Genomic DNA, 15,723 nt, shown 5'->3' with positions numbered 1-15,723 from the left:
CCCGGTGGAGGAAAAAGTCACTTGGGATCAGCGATTGGTCACGCCCTGATCGACGCGGGCTATCGGGTCTTGTGCACCCGCACCAGCGAATTGGTGCAGAAGCTTCAGGTGGCGCGAAAGAGCCTGCAATTACCGTCAGCACTTGCCAAACTCGATCGTTTCGATCTGATCATCTTGGATGATCTGTCGTACGTGAGAAAGGACCAGGCCGAAACCAGCGTGCTGTTCGAGTTGATAGCCGAGAGATATGAAAGAAAAAGTCTTCTCATCACGGCCAATCAACCATTCTCGGGGTGGAATGACGTGTTTCCTGACCCTGGTATGACCGTCGCCGCCATAGACCGCCTCGTTCATCACTCGACGATCTTCGAACTGAATGTCGAAAGCTATCGGCGCCGCAACGCCACTGACAGACAGAAAGAGCGGCGGCGTCAATTACCCACAGACGACCACAACGGAGCGACAACTATAGCCAATTGACAGCGACAATTACCCCCGTCGACCGGCCATCATAGTTGTCGCGCAACCGGACATCGTAGTTGACGATATCCACGTCTGCACTCGCGGTCACATTGATGTGTCCACCTGGCGGCGTATACGTCGCGGCATTACGCAACAAATTGGCGACGATAAGCGGACATTGAATTGCATCCGCGTCGACATACAGCGTTGCGTCAACTTCCATCGTCAGCTCGTGGCCTTGTCGGCTGATGTCCGTCTGAACCAATTCGAGTGCTTGGTCGAGCATTGCCTGCACTTGGGTAACGTTCAGCGTCAGGTTGATGGCGCCAGTTGATACAAGCGATGTAGAGAGTAAATTATCCACAATCTGACTCATGTAGCGGATGTGACGGCGTAACACTGTCCGCGCCCATGCGTGTTGCGCATCTGATGCCCCGGCCGTATCCAGAAGCTCTACCGCAGTATTGATAGGTGCGAGTGGCGCTCGCAACTCGTGCGCGAGCATGGCCAAAAACTCATCTCGGCTGGTTGCGGCAGCTTCCAGTCGTTGCTCGGCGTCGGCGAGTTTGCGCGAAAGGATGCGACATTCCAAATGTCCGACGACATTCGCTGCCAGGGTACGTAGCGCGTCCACCTCTTCGACCGAAACATCACGGGGCAAGTGGTCGATTGCGCAAAGCGTACCGAGTGCCACGCCGTCCGACGTTTTGAGAACGACTCCAACATAGAAAACCACACCTCGCTTACCTGTCACCTGCGGGTGATTACTGAAATGCGCATCCTCGCCTGCGTTCGGTATGACAAGAAAATCGCCTTTTAGCAAGGCTTCTGCGCATATCGATTCGTGCCGCCGCGCATGCTTGCGCTTCATGCCCCACGCAGACTTACACCATTCCCGGGCCTCGTCTATAAAATTCAAGAGCGCAATTGGCGTCCGCAGTATCTGAGCTGCTGTTTTAGTGATTGCATCGAAGTGTGATTCGGTGGCCGTATCCAAAATTCCATAGGCCTGTAACCGTTGCAATCGATGCGCTTCGTTTTGATGGTTGGCAAATGCCATGACGCCAACCTCCGATATTTGGTCTGCGAAAGAAGAACCCGTCCCCCATGACCTAGCAAAAAAGAGTCCTATGAAGAAAAAGCCGGGTGTCGCAGGCTCCTCCAGCGCAACGCAATAACAAATTGCCTTGTCGGAAATGCGGTAATGCGGAAGGCACAATCTTTGCGAATACCTTGCAATAGACTGCTCCAATCTCGGCAGCGGTCGAAAATGTGTTAGGAGACCAACATGAACCGCATCAGCAAAAATATTTTGATTTCAGCCATGCTTCTTGGCCTATCTGCCGGTGCGTTCGCACAAGGCGCTGGGGGTGGCGGAGGCGGTGGCGCGGGGGCGGGTGGCGGCTCTGCTGGAGGAGGCGGCACGGGAATGGGAACACCGAATAGCGGTGGCGATACAAATGCCATGTCGAATTCAAAGGGCTCGAACACTATGAGCAACAGCTCTGGAATGTCGAAGAAGAAAATGCCGAAGAAGTCGACGAACAAAGGCGCGATGGACGCCCCCGCATCTGGCGGTTGAGAAACACGCCCCGCGTCGAACCGGACCAACCGTTTCGACGCGTCCATAACTTGACATGCTGAGTGGCTCAGTGCGTTGATTCAATCGACCTCCCTGGACGCAGAACATTCACACCGCATTCGCAGCTGAGAATTTGGAGACGTAAGATGGACAACGATATTGACGACGACCAGCTTCGCGCTCGGGCATATGAGCTGTGGGAAAAAGCAGGAAGCCCGGAAGGGCGAGCGGATGAATTTTGGGAGCAGGCTTACAGGTCTCTTGTGAGCCCCACCGTAGCAAATAAAGCGGTCGACGCGGACGAGGTCCCTTCCGGAGCATTTGACGAGGATGCGCCGGTCACTGAAAAGTTAAGGTAAAAACCAGCGGTCGAGCGCAAGGTGAGCCGTCGTTTGTCGCTGGGTCCGTACACCTGCGACTCGCCGTTCCGGTATGCTCACCGAATGTTCCTAGTCCGTAGGTCTTGGCGTGCAGGAGAGAGGGTCGCGCGCTAACGAAACAGGGTCACCAAATGGCCTTTTTGCCTCTCCCGGCCCCGTTTATTGCGGAGCCATACACGGGCCGGGGCACCGGCTTGGCCAAGACTGCCAACGGCGGTTTTACTCCGTTTCGCTGCGTGGCCGCGATATCGACTTTTTCAAAGAAATCTCTCAGCCGGAGCAATCAGTAACCACGCCCGTTGAAGCGACTCGAAAGTGCTGCGCTCAAGTCAATCCGACCGCACGCATGAGGACGCGTCGTTTTATTTTTGGCCCTGCACACGCAGCGTCACGTGCTCCCTTCGTTCGCGGGTCTGAATTTTTGTCTACGGGAATAGCTAGCCGTCCCGCCATACGACGTGCTCCGGCTCGCTTGTATAAAAGCGACACATTGGAGCGGCTTATGCGACTCTCTCAGTTGACTATTTGGGTAGCAACCGGACGGGTTTGCCTTGATGCGAACAAGCCCGAATCGACCTAAACTTAAAACGTTCGGACGTCTGCATCGACCGAGCACAGATTGTCGAGAAGAGCGAGGAGCGGAGATGGACCTGGACCACTATTTGAACGCGATGGAGCGCTTGCAAGGCGTGGTCAATTCTCTTTCTCGCAGTGCTCCACACCCGTACGATAGACAAGCACACCACTACCAAAAAAGTGCTCGATGTTATTGGAGAAAGTTTGGTGGAGTGGGGTCACCCGTCGCTAACGGAAGAAGAACAAGCGCGCTTGTTTGCCGCGAGTGAATCCGCCGACCTTGCTCATGTTAGCGTCGAGTGGTCGCTCCGATTTGTGAAAGTTGCAATCGACATTTTGCACCCCAGGATGCCAGAGCCAAAAAGCGTCATGGGTGAATAGCTACGTTGATGTGCATGGCTTTACGCCGGCGTTTTTTCGCCGACGCGGCGAGCCAATCATGCTGCAGCCGCGCCGAAGGTGCTGAACACGCTTCTTTGGAAACGCCATTGCAGAACATATTCGAGACGGGTGTGAGTAGGCCCTTTTAACCGTCAGGCTAAGAAAAGGACTTCGCCATCAAACGTCATGCAGGGAGTACTGAAATGAAATCAGCCTTTTGTGTAACCGCGGTTGGAGCATTTTTGCTCGTATCGACGAGCATCGCAACCGCACAAGATACGCGGTCTAGCGCGCAGCCGACAGCACGGTCGGCCATGCAAGACGATGCGAACACTTCTGCTCAATCCAGCACGGACATGTCGTATGGCGGGGTTGTTGCTACGCGAAGCGAAGTCGGGGAGCCACCGCGTCCGAAAACGGGCTCGTACGCTCGGCAACGCGACATATTTTCCAAACACTGAAGCAGCGGTCCCGTTGAAGCCTGAGCGATGACGCAGTTCGCGCCGGAGAAACTTCGCCGATGCACGCCAAGCGGCGTCGACCTGCTCATCCAATCGCTCTGACTGCTTTTGTCGTGGCAAGGAGTCGGGGCTGGCTCCCATTCGCGGCCGGTTCGGGCCTACCTGTCGCGACCCATTCCACCTCTTGAACTGCCACCGTGTGAGCCGTTGAAGCCGTCAGGCCGATGCCCGTCGTTGGAACGATAGCCGTCGAACCGGTTGTCGTTGAAGCCACGATAGTTCTGATAACCGTCTCGATTGTTCGGGCCAAACCGTTGGTGGTCGAAATACGAGCTTTGGGGCTGTGGGCACTGGTAGAGATACCCAGCAGCAAGCGCCGGGTTGCAGGCTTGTGCACTCACTTTGCTCTGAGCAACGAAGACCAGGGCAAGACTGGCTAAAACCCGTGCTGAAGCTATTGCAAATGACTTAGTCATGACGGTTCCTTCCTCAGAAACATAACCTCCGCCAACGACTTATTATTTCAAGTCTACGCAACGCTGACCGTGGGAGAAAACCCTACTCGCTTCGATTCGTCACTTGCGGCGTCACGAGGGACAGGTAAGTGCCGACGGAAGGAAAACCTAGTAGTCGGTGAGCTGCTCGACTACACACTTGCTGGTCTGCGCTCTGGCCAAGGGGCTGTTAGAACGCGCCTCTGCAACGGTCGGCGCTCACTGCGCTCGCCATGGGCCGCCCAGCTGCACCTGTGGTCTCGCCGCGCCAACATGGCGCGTTGCACTGCCGCGAACCGCCGGCGGCTGGTTCGGATAGCAGACTTCCCGGAAAGCCAGAGCAAACATAATTTTTGTGACGCAGTGCGATTGAGACCGGAAACCTTCTCCGAGGTAGGAAATGCGACTCGTCTTCGACGAGCAGAACGTGGATTTTTAGATTTTAGACCGAAGCTTTTTGTGTGCCCAACGCTTCGATGCACTCACAATTCCCACAGGGGGCGGTGCCGGATGCGCAATCTCCCACGGATGTTTGGTCGCGGTACGCGTCGAACAACCGCGAGCATAACTGAGCGAGTGACGCGAGGTCCGCTGCCTGGTCTGCGTGCTCGACCTCTCCTGCGTTTAGAACGTCATCGAGAACCGGAGCGAGACGGCGCAATTGCCGAAAGGTAGCGTCGTCAAGTTTCATGTTAGACCTCCGGTCATTGGCCGGTAGAGCGCAAGCTGAAAGGACCTGTCCTAACGGCTTTGACTACGCCCGACCTGTTTCGCCAGTCGGACCCGCTGGCCGCGCCGCAAGGAACTTTTTGATGTCTCTGCCTATGAGGGACGCATAGCCTCCGGGCGGGACTGCGTAGAGCAACGCTCGAATTCCAAGGTTCACGGCTCACACGGCAAGAGCGTCACGGATTGCTCAGTTGGGGGCCTTCAGGGTCCGAATGTTCGGCACGACGCATCCCTTGGCCAGCGCATGGCATTCGTAGTTCGGCCCAGGCGCAAGAGATTTTACCGACATCATAAAGCGTCAGAATGAAAACCTGAATTCGGTTCTCGTGTCCCTAACGCACTTCTCCGCGCAATAAGTCTATGAAACCACATGAGCTTTCAACCGTGACTGCCGACAGCGTATATGTCTGAACGCATCGCACAATGTCACTAAGCCGAAACAACGCTTGCCGGATGCTGGTTAAGATAACCGTAATTTGTGCGATGCACAAATACATAACAATTGTGAATCGCTATGGGAGTGTTTACTCTGGACCCACTTCCTTGCGAGACGACTATGGGCACACCTGCTCTTCTGGACCGCTACGAATGAGGCGTTCGGTAAGAGTTGGACACTGCGCGTGAATCAGCTCGAGCTGCTGCTTGTTGGTTTCTTTTGATTGATTACGTTTACGGATTCTGAAGCGAAGCGTTTTCCGTTGACAGCGACATTGGTGGCACGGTCTCGCAAGTCGAGCCCAAACTGATCTTAAGCGCTTCGGTTCCTCGGCGTAGCCATGCCTTGACGGTACCAAGCGGCACGCTCATTTCTTCTGCTACCTCCTTGTGCGTTAAATCATGAAAGTATGCAAGCTCCAGTGCGCGTTTCTGATTGGCATGAAGGTAGCTCATACAGATAGCCAGATGCCGGGTTTGTTGATTTAAGACCGCAAGTTCACACGGGTCGGGCGTTGCAGCCGTCAAGATTTCGTCAAGCTTGTCGCTCCACTCTATCTCTGGACCCGCGGAGGACTTTCGTCGTCTCAAGTAATCGAAGGTGCGACTTCTCACGATGACCGCCATCCACGCCATCGGCGGCGAAACGCTGCTGTTGTAGTCGGGAGCGAATTTCCAAACGCTGATAAATGTGTCTTGTAGTACCTCTTCAGCAAATTCCCTGCGTCGCAATATGCGAAGTGCGATGACAAGCAGGTTTTGAGAGGTAAGTTCGTAAAGCATCCTTAGCGCTTTGACGTCGCGACTTGAAATACGTTCGAGAAGCTGGACAAGTACAGCGGTACCCGGATCAACGGGGAATATGGTTTGCATTGCGATCTCGCGAGAGGAGACAGCGATGCTGCCGCGCAAACATCTTGATTTGTCCCCGAAAACACAATGCGCAACCGCCGTGCCCGGTGGAGGCATGTAATTGCTTTCGGACGCTAAGCGGACGGTGTGCTAAAAATTCGTGCGACGTCGGCCGATTGCGAAGCGTCTTCTCGTAGCATTCAAAGTCACTTCTCGCTGTCTGAAGTCAGAATTTTCTCATGGCCGGTACCTTCTCCCTTTACCGTCTACCCTGGCCCGAACAGTTCAGGCGGGATTGCTGCCTTTGCCCGATCGACACGGTTGACTGGACCACTCCGTTAGCCGCCCTTGAACGCCCGACCCTAGGACCGGCTGCAAGGCGCAAACGCTTAACGATACGTAAAGTATCCGAACTTTAAGGCGCCCCCGTTTACATGCGGATCGTCTCGACTTCATCGAGGCGGATATTTTCCCGATGCCGCTTGTAAAGCTGCGTGGTGCGCGTTGACGCATGGTTCGCCATCACCGCGGCGCTCTCCAGCGAGCCGCCGTTCCTGAGATTCGCTGTGATGCCGGTCGCGCGAGACGTGTGGTTGCCAACCTCCGTAGCGATGCCGGCTGAGATCGCGCGACGGCGAACCATCATGTATGCATTGGTTTAGGGTAAGGCCGCTGCGCTGAGCTCTCCCGTGCCGCGTTGGATCGTCCTTAACGACGGCGTTTTACCTCGCTGCCGATACCCACGCCCGCAATGTGGGCGTGGAGATATTCTTCAAGTGTGTGATGACACCCCCGGCGGTCGGTCAAATTCCCCTATATGAACGCCCCCTTTGCGCAAGGCTTTCTTGTGCGTTGAAGAACAGGATAGGTTGCAGCTCTATATGCGACCTTCTTGCAGCCGGTACAGCCGCTGCGGGTCCCTATGAAATCCGCTGACTCGTGCGTCATTCCGGGTGAGAGCTCGAAGCTCGCTGGAATTTCCAGGTTTCACGAGTCCCGGTCTTACCTGTGCTGTCATGACACTCGATTGCCAACGCAACTTTACGACGGGTTTATCCTGCTCGATTGGACTGCTCGTTAAGGGGAATGCTTGCTCAAGCCGACTTCAGGCTGACATGATCTTTCGTGTACGGTCTGGCGTGCGCAGTACTGCCCAGATGATTCGCGCCATCTTGTTGGCGAGCGCCACCATCACCACATTCAGTGGTCGGCGCTTTTTCATCTGCTCGATCCATTCTGTAGGCTGCTTCGTGTGAAACAACACGCTACGAGCGCCGTGAATTAGCAAGGTTCTCAAATAGGTGTCGCCACGCTTGCGTATCCCAAGCAGCTTTATTTTGCCGCCTGAGCCTGTTTGCCCAGGCACCAGACCGAGCCACGCCGCAAACTCTCGGCCCGATCTGAACGATTTCGGATCGCCCATGGTCGCAACGGCAGCTGTCGCGGTCAGCAGGCCAACGCCGGGTATGGCAGCGATTGCCTTGTACGCCTGTCCTCTTTCATCCACGTCTGCAGGCGTCGTTCAATTTCGGCAATCTGTTTATCCAGTGCTATCAGCCCGTTCCATTGTTTACGCACGGTGTCGATCAGAATCGCCGGTAGACGATCGACCATCCGTTCCAACACACCCGGTATCGCCTTGTCCAACGCCGCGCGCCCCTGGGCCATCACTTCACCGTACTCAGTCAGCAAACCACGGAGGCTATTGATTTGCATCGTGCGAAACTTCACGAGTTGCTGCCTCATCCGATGCAACGCAAGAACGGCTTGCTGTGCCTCCGTCTTCACATACACCGCCTACCCCGTGCTAGGAAATGCGCAGGCGCCAGTGGTGTCTGATGCTGATGGCACAACGTTGCAAGTGACTAGTCCCGTACATGTCGAGGACGGCATCGGTACCTGGTTCAATCGTGCGGTCCTCGGTTCACAGGCGTTCTCTCGCAAGCTAGCTGCGATGGGCCTTGACCCAACAAAGGCGCCGCCGGCTGCCCAAGCGCTAGAGCTTCGAGCTTGGCTCGCAATGACCTCGAAGACAGTTTCGAGTTTGTATTTGACCGCGCAACTCATGCAGCCTCGGCCGTTTATCACTTGACCGCTTGACGGATGAACTGTGGGTAATCCGTCAAGTTCGCTCAGTTCGCAAAAGCTAACAGGCCGACCTCCTTAGCTGTCGTGTACGATGCGCACGCCGACGCCGACGCCGACGCCGACGCCGCCACGAAGTCCCACGCCGCTACGCCATCACAGTGTTGTCACGCTCGAAAACTTCTCTCCCGCATGAAGGCGTCCAGCCTCTCCGTCAACACGAGCCGGGCAGGGGGGGCCGCGCCGCAAGCACTGCTGACCGGGCTCAGAAAAGGCCGCCAAGGAACGGCGCGCTCGACGTATTCAAGACCGAACCGTTGTCGATCGACGATCTGCTCCTGAATATGGAGTACTGCGTGTGTTCACCGCGTGTCGACTATGTGGAGAAGCACAGCTCTGAGGCCCTGTTCGGCTCCGCATTTCGCGAATCTCATTGCGTACTTCAAGCAGAATGCAAATTGAAGATAGTTAGAAAGGATTTGTCACGACAACCTGCGCCGTTGCAATGCAGTATAGGGAATACGTGCATCGTAAGAATTCGTAACGTACTCCAGACTAAAACACCTTTCAAAATCTCGCGTTCGGCTGATGTAGGGCGAACGATCGATTGCACGGGCGACTATAAAAATCTGTAACCTCAGGAGGCACGGCCATGCGAAATATTCCTCAATTGCAATTCGTCTGCCTCATCACGAGTCTTGTCCTGGTAACTGTTCTCGCCGGGTGCGGCGGGCACGACAACCACAACGATTCAACGGGACAGGTCGTAAGCGAGCTTTCGGTTCCCAACCTTGCGCCAACGACCAACTTCTCGTTCGACATTGGCGTGGTAAGCGGTTCTCGCTATTACTTCACCGACCGGAACAACGCGGCACTCGATGTAGTTGATATCCCTAGCAAAACATTCGTCACGTCGATCACGGGCGCGGGAAGCCTGGCATTCGCGGGCCTTGGACCTGGCCCGAATTCGATGGCGGGACCGGATGGCGCCACAGCGGTTGGCAATCTCATTTATGCGGGCGACGTAAATTCCGTCAAACTCGTCGATCCTGCCGCAAGCGCCGTCGTGAAGAGTATTCCGGTGAGCACGACGGGCGTACGCGCAGACGAAGGGTGTTTCGACGCGACCCACGGCCTCTTCATGATCTCGAGCCCGGAAGAATCACCGCCGTTCGCCACCTTCATCAATACTTCCACCCAGACGATTGCCGCCAAGGTGACATTCACCGATGCAGCGGGCCGACCCTCCGCCGGACTGGAGGCCTGCCGGTACGATCCCGCAACGGATAACTTCTACGTCAACAACGACGGCACGACGGCCAATCCGCACGGAGAACTCGTCAAGCTCTCGGGCGCCTCCATTCGCGCTATTCCGAATGGCGCTACGCAGAACTACACGACGCTCGCCAGCGTAGCGATGTACTCGGAAGGTAATTGCGATCCGACTGGGCTGGCGATCGGCCCCGGCGCAGATATCGCTATCGGTTGCCGTGAGGCGACAACGGGTGCGCCATTACTTCTTCAAATCGTGGACCGCACGAACGGAAACATGCTTGCTTCCCTGAACGCGGGAGGCGGCGACCAGCTTGAATACGATCCGTCGACGAATCGTTATTTCAACGCTGGCAGTCGGTGGACGGCAAACGGCATGGCAAGTGCAGGCGGCGCCTGCAGCGCTGCATCGCCTTGTACACCGGTGCTGCAGATCGTCGACGCGGCCACACGAACGCTGATCAAGACGGTTCCTTCAGGCAACAATGCGCATTCAGTAGCAGTCGATTCCGCGAGCGGGCTGGTGTTCGTTCCCCACTCGGGCGCCACGGCTCCTGTCGGTTGTGCGACGTGTTCGTCTAACGGGTTCACGAATGGCGGAATAACGATCTACAGCGCCAAGTAGGGGGACTCGGTATTCCCCTCCCGATCGCGACGCCAGTATCGCCTGACGCGGCCGACGTGCTCAGGCCATGGCCGGTCGGGGGACGGGGAGTCAACCGCCAGGCGGCCGAATGTGCGGCGGAGTGGCGCGCGTCAGTGGCGACCCATCAGGCAACTATCCGAAAATGTTGGCGGACAGGTCCTTTTTAAAGTCCACGGTCCAGTGAGTGCCGTCGCCGCCGTTATAAGCCCGCTCGATTGGGCCAAACCGGACAATGACAGTTCGCTCGAATGCTTGGGCGTCGTTGTCGCCGGGAAGCTCGTTGGTGAAAGACACGACAAATGCTCCCGGGGCAATTCCGGCGTTTGCACACGTCGTGCGAAAGTCATTTTGCTCATCACCAGGTAACTGGTGAAAACTCTTATCCAACATTTTCGCCTCCATCAGTGTGACAAGGAACAAACGGGTTGGGATGACCTGCGGTGATGTTTGCTGCTGGTCGGGTCCACTACTGGCTCTTCGACGTTCGGAACATCGTCGGGAGTTGGCCCAGCGGCGTCGACATTGGGCGAACCAATGGCTATCGAAATCTGAATCGGAGGCAATGGATCGGAAGGCACGTTACCTTCTCAGGAATGCTCATTGATGGTAAGTATACCTAAGCAATACGCATGCCCTGCATCCATGGATATCCCGCGAGGCCCGTCGATTACCCGTTTAGCGGGGTGCCGACCGCGACGTCGTCCAAAAGCCGGACAGCACGACGAACCTGATCATTGTGGACGGGTTCCCTCGCGACCATCGGCTCTCGCGCACGTTCGCGCCTTTCGAGAAACACAATCGGGCCTGTTATGTTGCGTCGCAAAGACGGTCGATGCAGGGTACGCGAAAGTGCCAGCGGGCTTGTTGGGAAACGGATTTGAACCGAAAAACATCATATTCAATATCTCATTCAAGTCAAGGTAAGGCGTTTCACATCGATTAACGTACCCGTGCAGAAGGGGTACCAACCGGGCTTTGCCGATGGCACTTCACTTTCCAATCTTGGTCCAAACGAACGCCAAAGCGAGCAGACGGCGGGACCCTGACATTCCGCCCGTTGCACAGTCATATTTTCTAGCCAGGAGGAGGTCAGTGGCGCGAAGCGTGACCGCCCGGAGTTAGTGTGCCTGCTTGATCATTTGCGGCATGGTGATGTGGTAACTGTCATACGCTTGGATCGGTTAACCCGTTCGACCCGTGGCTTGTTGGAGAGTGTCGAGCATAGCGAAGATGGGTGCGGGCCCGCGTTCGCTGGCCGGACTTGGGCTGACACTACTACGCTGGCAGCGGCTTGCCCACCAGATAAACGCCCAATTGTTGGGCGCCCGCTGTCCGATAACCCGCTTGCGTGAGATAGGCAGTCTGCGCTTCAAAGTGATTGGGCGAGACCGTGATCATTCCAGGCGACGTGCTTATGTGGTGATCCATCAGCGCGGGAACCGCTCGCCCGTGCTGTCATGCTTGCGGACCGCGCTCGCGGATGCCGCGCCGATAGAAATCGATGGTTTCCTCCGCCATGCCGTCGATCGTGAAGCTCGCATTGGTAAGAAGGCGTCCCGCGCAGCCCAGCTTTACCCGTAGCTCCGGGTTGTCAATCAGGCGCGACATGGCCGCTCGCAGTGCTTCAATATCATGCGGCGGTACGAGCAGGCCATTTTCACCATGCGTGATGACTTCAGGCACACCGTTGACGTCAGTTCCAATGACAGGCAAACCCGCCGCCATGGCTTCGATATAAGACTGGCCCAGCGCTTCCTGATGCGTCGGCAGCACGAAGAAGTCGCAGCCCCGCAGCACATTAGGAATATCGGTGCGAAAGCCGAGCAGATGTATACGATCGCTAAGTCCCACACTGTCGATGATGTTCTTGATCTTGTCGAACCATGGTCCGTCTCCTGCCATCACCACATGCAAGTGCGGACGTTCCGCGAGCATCGGCTGAACCGCGTCGATCAGATCTTCATGACCCTTCTTGTCCCGCACGATGGCGACCATGCAAGCAATGATTGCGTCGGTGCCGAGCCCCAGCTCGTTGCGCAAAGTGGAATGAAACAGCGCTTCCGGCTTGACGATACCGTCATAGATCGTTTCGACACGGCTTTGCGCGACGCCCACTGAAATCAGGTAATCCCGAACGTGGCGACTTACCGCAATGATGCGATGCGGAATCCACGTGTAGGTAGCGAGCGAAGTGATGGGCAGCGCGAGGTGGCGCGTGCGGACGACCAGCGGCGTGCCAGCCAGGCGGCCAGCCGTTCCCGCGACAATGCTGTCATGGCCGCTATGGGTGTTGAGAACATCGAATTTGCCACGCGAGAGCAGCGTCTTAATCCTCAGCATTGAAGCGACGTCCGCGCCGCCCCTCATTCGAGCATGGTGAACGACGAACCCTTCCTCTTTGGCCCGTACGCCCAAGCGCGCCTCGATCGGACACACCATTTCAATCGAATGGCCGCGCGCGCGCAAGACGGTCATTTCCTTCAGTGTCCGATGTTCCTGACCGCCCCAGCCTTTTGACGATTCGCTATGTAAAATTCGTAGTGCGTCCATCGACTTTGCTGCCTCCAAGGCAGTGACCGCTTGTATTGTCTTGTAATATATCGTAATAAACGCTAAGAACTTCGCGCGTTTTCTAAAATAAATGTCAATGCAAACCACAGAGAGGAACAACTTCATGGCTGCGTAGAGGCTCGGTTTGGCCTTAGAAGGAGAACTGGACTCCGACCATCAGCAAGTCCCGCGCAGCGACAAATCATCTTAGGCGACGAGCTGCCGGAATGTGACAGGTCGGCGGGAGAATGGGGCGAGTTACTGAAAGTTAAGAAGCAGTCCCACGAAGTCTGCAACCCGCATCACCGATCGACGAATCCGCTTCTCTCAGATCACCCATCGTAAAAGCCAGCTCAAGAAAGCGATGCTGCAAAACCAGCATGAGCGAGCGCACAGCCCGGCATTAGCGAAAATGGCGAATTGTCTCCGCAAATCTTCCGGCGCTACCGGATGTACCTGATCCGGTTGTCTGGACACGCTTTTGCAGCTTATCGGCCAGCCTCATCAGCTGGGCCTGACGGGCCTCGAGAGTGACTTGGAAGTTCATTATTTCGAGACGCCAGTCGCGAGCGTATCAATCCTTGAATGCAACAGCGGCGGTGCGGACCTCCTCCAGGTTTTTGAAGATGCGCCCATGAGTGGCCTTTTCCATCAGTGTCCGGTTGAACCGCTCGGCGACGCCATTGGTCTGGGGCTTGGCGACGAAGGCATAGCTTGCCGCTACCCCAGAATTTGATCTGCTCGCGAAAGTCGTCCGAGGTGTATTGCGAACCTTTATCCATGCGCAGCGGAAAACCCGCGGCCCACGTCGGCGCGTACCGAACCAAAGCCGCCCAGCAGCCCTTGGGAGATTGGCTCGAGAGCCGCGAAGCGATAACGGACTTTCGCGGCGTGGATGCAGGTGCAGATGCCGTCGCAATCATCGACGGCCGAGAAGATCCGCACCATGTCCCTCGTCCACGGTCGCAATCCGCCCACCGTCGGTGCCCCACCTCTAGTTTGTGGCAATCTGTCGTGATCCGGCCGTTGTGAAGGTTAGGTTCACCTGGCGCCTGCCGGTGCGGCGAGAGCGGGCTATGCTCCGCGCATGGGCTGTAACACGCGGGTCCGGGCGTCCCTGATGTCGTGCACGATGCGCAAGCGCGCCCAGACCTTGCGATGCCCCTCGCCGATGAATCGCGAAGCCGCCAGACTCGTCGCGAATAGCCTTCAGCAGGTCGGTATCGGGCATCACCGCTTCGGGCCACCCTTGGCGCGCACCATCGGCGTCACGTTGGCGTTCACTTGGGCACGAACGGCATAGATCGTCGAGCGCGGGAATGCGAGCACCTAGCAGACCCGTTGCAGTCCAAAGGGCTTGCCTGCACTGACGGAGATCGCGTGGCTCATGTTCACGATCTCCAATTGGTCAAAGGGCGACGGGTCTGCAGCAAACGCTCCTTGCGCAGAATCTCGTTTTCCATAGACAGCTCGCCGACCCGCCGGACGGCGTCGTTGAGCCGGGCTGCCAGTGGATCGCTAGTGCGTGCCTTCAGGCCGGACCCCGTGCCGGCCAGCGCCGGCTCACGCCACTGTTCAATCTCGGCGATCGTCACACCGACTTCGCGGGCACCGCGTCAACAGGCACGTGCTTTGCGTGACACAACGAGAGCTACGGAATGAAAGATGCGCCACGGCGGCGTGGAACGCCGAAAACTGCCCTATTGCCCTATTGCCCTATTGCCCTATTGCCCTACACACGCCTTCCGCTGGAGGCCTCAGCTCAATCGCGTGGCTCAGCACCGTCGATACTCGCTTATGCACATTAGTGGAATTGGTACGGCCTCACCTGATCATCGTTACACCAAGGCTGACTGCTTGGATGCGTTCCGCAACTCCGATTGGTTTGCTCGATTGGACGCTCGGTCCCATCTTGTCGCACGCACGGTTCTGCAGCGCGACAACGGCATCGAAGCCAGGCGGCTCGCCGTTGACAATCTGGCTGAGGTGTTCTCAATCGATCCTGACACGCTCGCAGAGCGCTTCCGGCAACATGCTCCTACACTCGCCGCTTCGGCCGCACGAAGAGCGTTGGAACAGGCCGGGCTAGAGCCTTCTGCAATTGGTGCGATAGTCGTTAGTACCTGCACGGGATATTTGTGCCCCGGCCTTTCCAGCTACGTCATTGAACACTTAGGTTTGCGCGCCGATGTGCAGGCGTTTGATCTTGTGGGCCAAGGCTGTGCCGCCGCTTTACCCAATCTACAACTTGGCTGCGCTTTGCTTCACTCGCCGTCCTCACATTCAGCGGAACCGACACTGCACGTTTTGTCAGTTTGCGTCGAGGTCAGCAGCGCAGCCATGTACCTCGACAACGATCCGGGCGTGATCATTAGCGCCTGTCTGTTGAGTTATGGTCGAAAGTGGTGTTCGGGGTGAGGCAAGGATTTGAAGGCGGTGGCGGTTTAGCTGAGAATGTTGCTTGTCTAGAGTAACAACCAGCCAAACCGAGATCCACCACCAATGAAGAAGCTTACAGAAGAAACAAGCGCGGGTAAATCGGAAGCACGGCCCAGTGGGCTGGACGATTTGATTCAACAGGGCGCGCGGCAGATTGTCCAGCAAGCGATCGAGGCAGAATTGGCGGCATTGCTAGAAAGATACGACAACGTGAAGACCCTTGATGGACGACGGACTGTGATTCGCAATGGCTACCTGCCTGAGCGCGAGGTTGTCACGGCGATCGGCCCGGTCACCGTGAAGGTGCCGAAGGTTCGCGATCGCTCGGGTTCGGGCGTGAAGTTCAATTCGAACATCGTGCCACCCTACATTCGGAAGT

Annotated in this window: 16 protein-coding genes and 2 pseudogenes; 7 read left to right on the top strand and 11 right to left on the bottom strand. The window is 56.6% G+C overall.

Features of this window, described 5'->3' with window-relative positions; genetic code table 11:
- A partial coding sequence (locus BSU04_RS25660) for an ATP-binding protein (protein ID WP_179258439.1) occupies window positions 1-480 on the top strand: 480 nt, incomplete at its 5' end.
- Here BSU04_RS25660 and BSU04_RS25655 read toward each other — a convergent pair.
- Window positions 467-1,522 carry a GAF domain-containing sensor histidine kinase gene (locus tag BSU04_RS25655; RefSeq protein WP_089163213.1) on the bottom strand — a complete coding sequence of 352 codons (1,056 nt, stop codon included), beginning with the start codon at window positions 1,520-1,522 and terminating at the stop codon, window positions 467-469. The genes BSU04_RS25660 and BSU04_RS25655 overlap by 14 nt on opposite strands.
- A gap of 228 nt (window positions 1,523-1,750) precedes the next feature.
- On the opposite strand from BSU04_RS25655, the gene BSU04_RS46620 reads away from it, so the two are divergent.
- The gene (locus tag BSU04_RS46620; RefSeq protein ID WP_089163212.1) at window positions 1,751-2,044 is read left to right on the top strand and encodes a hypothetical protein; all 294 of its coding nucleotides are present in this window, start codon (window positions 1,751-1,753) and stop codon (window positions 2,042-2,044) included.
- A gap of 146 nt (window positions 2,045-2,190) precedes the next feature.
- Window positions 2,191-2,403 (top strand): DUF2934 domain-containing protein, encoded by a 213-nt coding sequence (locus BSU04_RS25645; protein WP_089163211.1) that lies wholly within the window; start codon window positions 2,191-2,193, stop codon window positions 2,401-2,403.
- Window positions 2,404-4,000: 1,597 nt separating this feature from the next.
- Here BSU04_RS25645 and BSU04_RS45690 read toward each other — a convergent pair.
- The 4 genes and pseudogenes from BSU04_RS45690 to BSU04_RS25615 all read right to left on the bottom strand — a co-directional run.
- A complete protein-coding gene (locus tag BSU04_RS45690) occupies window positions 4,001-4,318 on the bottom strand; it encodes a hypothetical protein (RefSeq protein WP_144021352.1) in 318 nt (105 codons plus the stop codon).
- A gap of 1,416 nt (window positions 4,319-5,734) precedes the next feature.
- Window positions 5,735-6,373 (bottom strand): RNA polymerase sigma factor, encoded by a 639-nt coding sequence (locus BSU04_RS25625; RefSeq protein ID WP_089163207.1) that lies wholly within the window; start codon window positions 6,371-6,373, stop codon window positions 5,735-5,737.
- Window positions 6,374-6,782: 409 nt separating this feature from the next.
- On the bottom strand, window positions 6,783-6,998 hold the full coding sequence (locus tag BSU04_RS48600; RefSeq protein WP_144021351.1) for a hypothetical protein: 216 nt from the start codon (window positions 6,996-6,998) through the stop codon (window positions 6,783-6,785).
- 448 nt (window positions 6,999-7,446) lie between these two features.
- Window positions 7,447-8,146: pseudogene (locus BSU04_RS25615) on the bottom strand (IS110 family transposase); the annotation flags it as partial.
- 943 nt (window positions 8,147-9,089) lie between these two features.
- Between BSU04_RS25615 and BSU04_RS25605 the strand changes: the two are divergent.
- A complete protein-coding gene (locus BSU04_RS25605; RefSeq protein WP_256983292.1) occupies window positions 9,090-10,334 on the top strand; it encodes a YncE family protein in 1,245 nt (414 codons plus the stop codon).
- 153 nt (window positions 10,335-10,487) lie between these two features.
- Here the strand turns inward: BSU04_RS25605 and BSU04_RS25600 are convergent, their stop codons facing one another.
- Window positions 10,488-10,745 carry a hypothetical protein gene (locus BSU04_RS25600; protein WP_089163204.1) on the bottom strand — a complete coding sequence of 86 codons (258 nt, stop codon included), beginning with the start codon at window positions 10,743-10,745 and terminating at the stop codon, window positions 10,488-10,490.
- 677 nt (window positions 10,746-11,422) lie between these two features.
- On the opposite strand from BSU04_RS25600, the pseudogene BSU04_RS47930 reads away from it, so the two are divergent.
- Window positions 11,423-11,569 (top strand): annotated as a pseudogene (locus BSU04_RS47930) (recombinase family protein); the annotation flags it as partial.
- Between the two features lie 61 nt (window positions 11,570-11,630).
- Here BSU04_RS47930 and BSU04_RS47925 read toward each other — a convergent pair.
- From BSU04_RS47925 to BSU04_RS25570, 5 genes are all read right to left on the bottom strand, one after another.
- On the bottom strand, window positions 11,631-11,783 hold the full coding sequence (locus BSU04_RS47925; RefSeq protein ID WP_256983291.1) for a hypothetical protein: 153 nt from the start codon (window positions 11,781-11,783) through the stop codon (window positions 11,631-11,633).
- 27 nt (window positions 11,784-11,810) lie between these two features.
- Window positions 11,811-12,905 carry a glycosyltransferase family 4 protein gene (locus tag BSU04_RS25585; protein ID WP_089163214.1) on the bottom strand — a complete coding sequence of 365 codons (1,095 nt, stop codon included), beginning with the start codon at window positions 12,903-12,905 and terminating at the stop codon, window positions 11,811-11,813.
- 574 nt (window positions 12,906-13,479) lie between these two features.
- A complete protein-coding gene (locus tag BSU04_RS48900; protein ID WP_373452864.1) occupies window positions 13,480-13,683 on the bottom strand; it encodes an integrase core domain-containing protein in 204 nt (67 codons plus the stop codon).
- Window positions 13,680-13,853, bottom strand: a complete 174-nt coding sequence (locus BSU04_RS47915; RefSeq protein WP_256983289.1) for a hypothetical protein — start codon at window positions 13,851-13,853, stop codon at window positions 13,680-13,682. The genes BSU04_RS48900 and BSU04_RS47915 overlap by 4 nt, the downstream gene beginning before the upstream one ends.
- Window positions 13,854-14,296: 443 nt before the next feature.
- Complete coding sequence (locus tag BSU04_RS25570; protein WP_089163200.1) at window positions 14,297-14,500, bottom strand: hypothetical protein; 204 nt, start codon at window positions 14,498-14,500, stop codon at window positions 14,297-14,299.
- A 70-nt stretch (window positions 14,501-14,570) separates the two neighbouring features.
- On the opposite strand from BSU04_RS25570, the gene BSU04_RS25565 reads away from it, so the two are divergent.
- Both BSU04_RS25565 and BSU04_RS25560 read left to right on the top strand, forming a co-directional pair.
- Window positions 14,571-15,323, top strand: coding sequence for a hypothetical protein (locus BSU04_RS25565; RefSeq protein WP_306427224.1), 753 nt, complete (start codon window positions 14,571-14,573; stop codon window positions 15,321-15,323).
- 84 nt (window positions 15,324-15,407) lie between these two features.
- Window positions 15,408-15,723 (top strand): transposase (locus tag BSU04_RS25560; protein WP_179258438.1); only part of this gene is annotated, 316 nt, incomplete at its 3' end.

Source organism: Caballeronia sordidicola (assembly GCF_002220365.1).
Taxonomy (GTDB): domain Bacteria; phylum Pseudomonadota; class Gammaproteobacteria; order Burkholderiales; family Burkholderiaceae; genus Caballeronia; species Caballeronia sordidicola_C.
The sequence above is the reverse complement of the archived record's forward strand: the minus strand, read 5'-3'. Positions and strand labels throughout refer to the sequence as shown.

What these genes read in the sequence shown, in the direction of transcription:
- BSU04_RS25655 (WP_089163213.1), bottom strand. Translation starts at nt 1,522, where the DNA reads ATGGCATTTGCCAACCATCAAAACGAAGCGCATCGATTGCAACGGTTA.
- BSU04_RS46620 (WP_089163212.1), top strand. Translation starts at nt 1,751, where the DNA reads ATGAACCGCATCAGCAAAAATATTTTGATTTCAGCCATGCTTCTTGGC.
- BSU04_RS25645 (WP_089163211.1), top strand. Translation starts at nt 2,191, where the DNA reads ATGGACAACGATATTGACGACGACCAGCTTCGCGCTCGGGCATATGAG.
- BSU04_RS45690 (WP_144021352.1), bottom strand. Translation starts at nt 4,318, where the DNA reads ATGACTAAGTCATTTGCAATAGCTTCAGCACGGGTTTTAGCCAGTCTT.
- BSU04_RS25625 (WP_089163207.1), bottom strand. Translation starts at nt 6,373, where the DNA reads ATGCAAACCATATTCCCCGTTGATCCGGGTACCGCTGTACTTGTCCAG.
- BSU04_RS48600 (WP_144021351.1), bottom strand. Translation starts at nt 6,998, where the DNA reads ATGATGGTTCGCCGTCGCGCGATCTCAGCCGGCATCGCTACGGAGGTT.
- BSU04_RS25605 (WP_256983292.1), top strand. Translation starts at nt 9,090, where the DNA reads ATGCGAAATATTCCTCAATTGCAATTCGTCTGCCTCATCACGAGTCTT.
- BSU04_RS25600 (WP_089163204.1), bottom strand. Translation starts at nt 10,745, where the DNA reads ATGTTGGATAAGAGTTTTCACCAGTTACCTGGTGATGAGCAAAATGAC.
- BSU04_RS47925 (WP_256983291.1), bottom strand. Translation starts at nt 11,783, where the DNA reads ATGGATCACCACATAAGCACGTCGCCTGGAATGATCACGGTCTCGCCC.
- BSU04_RS25585 (WP_089163214.1), bottom strand. Translation starts at nt 12,905, where the DNA reads ATGGACGCACTACGAATTTTACATAGCGAATCGTCAAAAGGCTGGGGC.
- BSU04_RS47915 (WP_256983289.1), bottom strand. Translation starts at nt 13,853, where the DNA reads ATGGTGCGGATCTTCTCGGCCGTCGATGATTGCGACGGCATCTGCACC.
- BSU04_RS25565 (WP_306427224.1), top strand. Translation starts at nt 14,571, where the DNA reads ATGCGCCACGGCGGCGTGGAACGCCGAAAACTGCCCTATTGCCCTATT.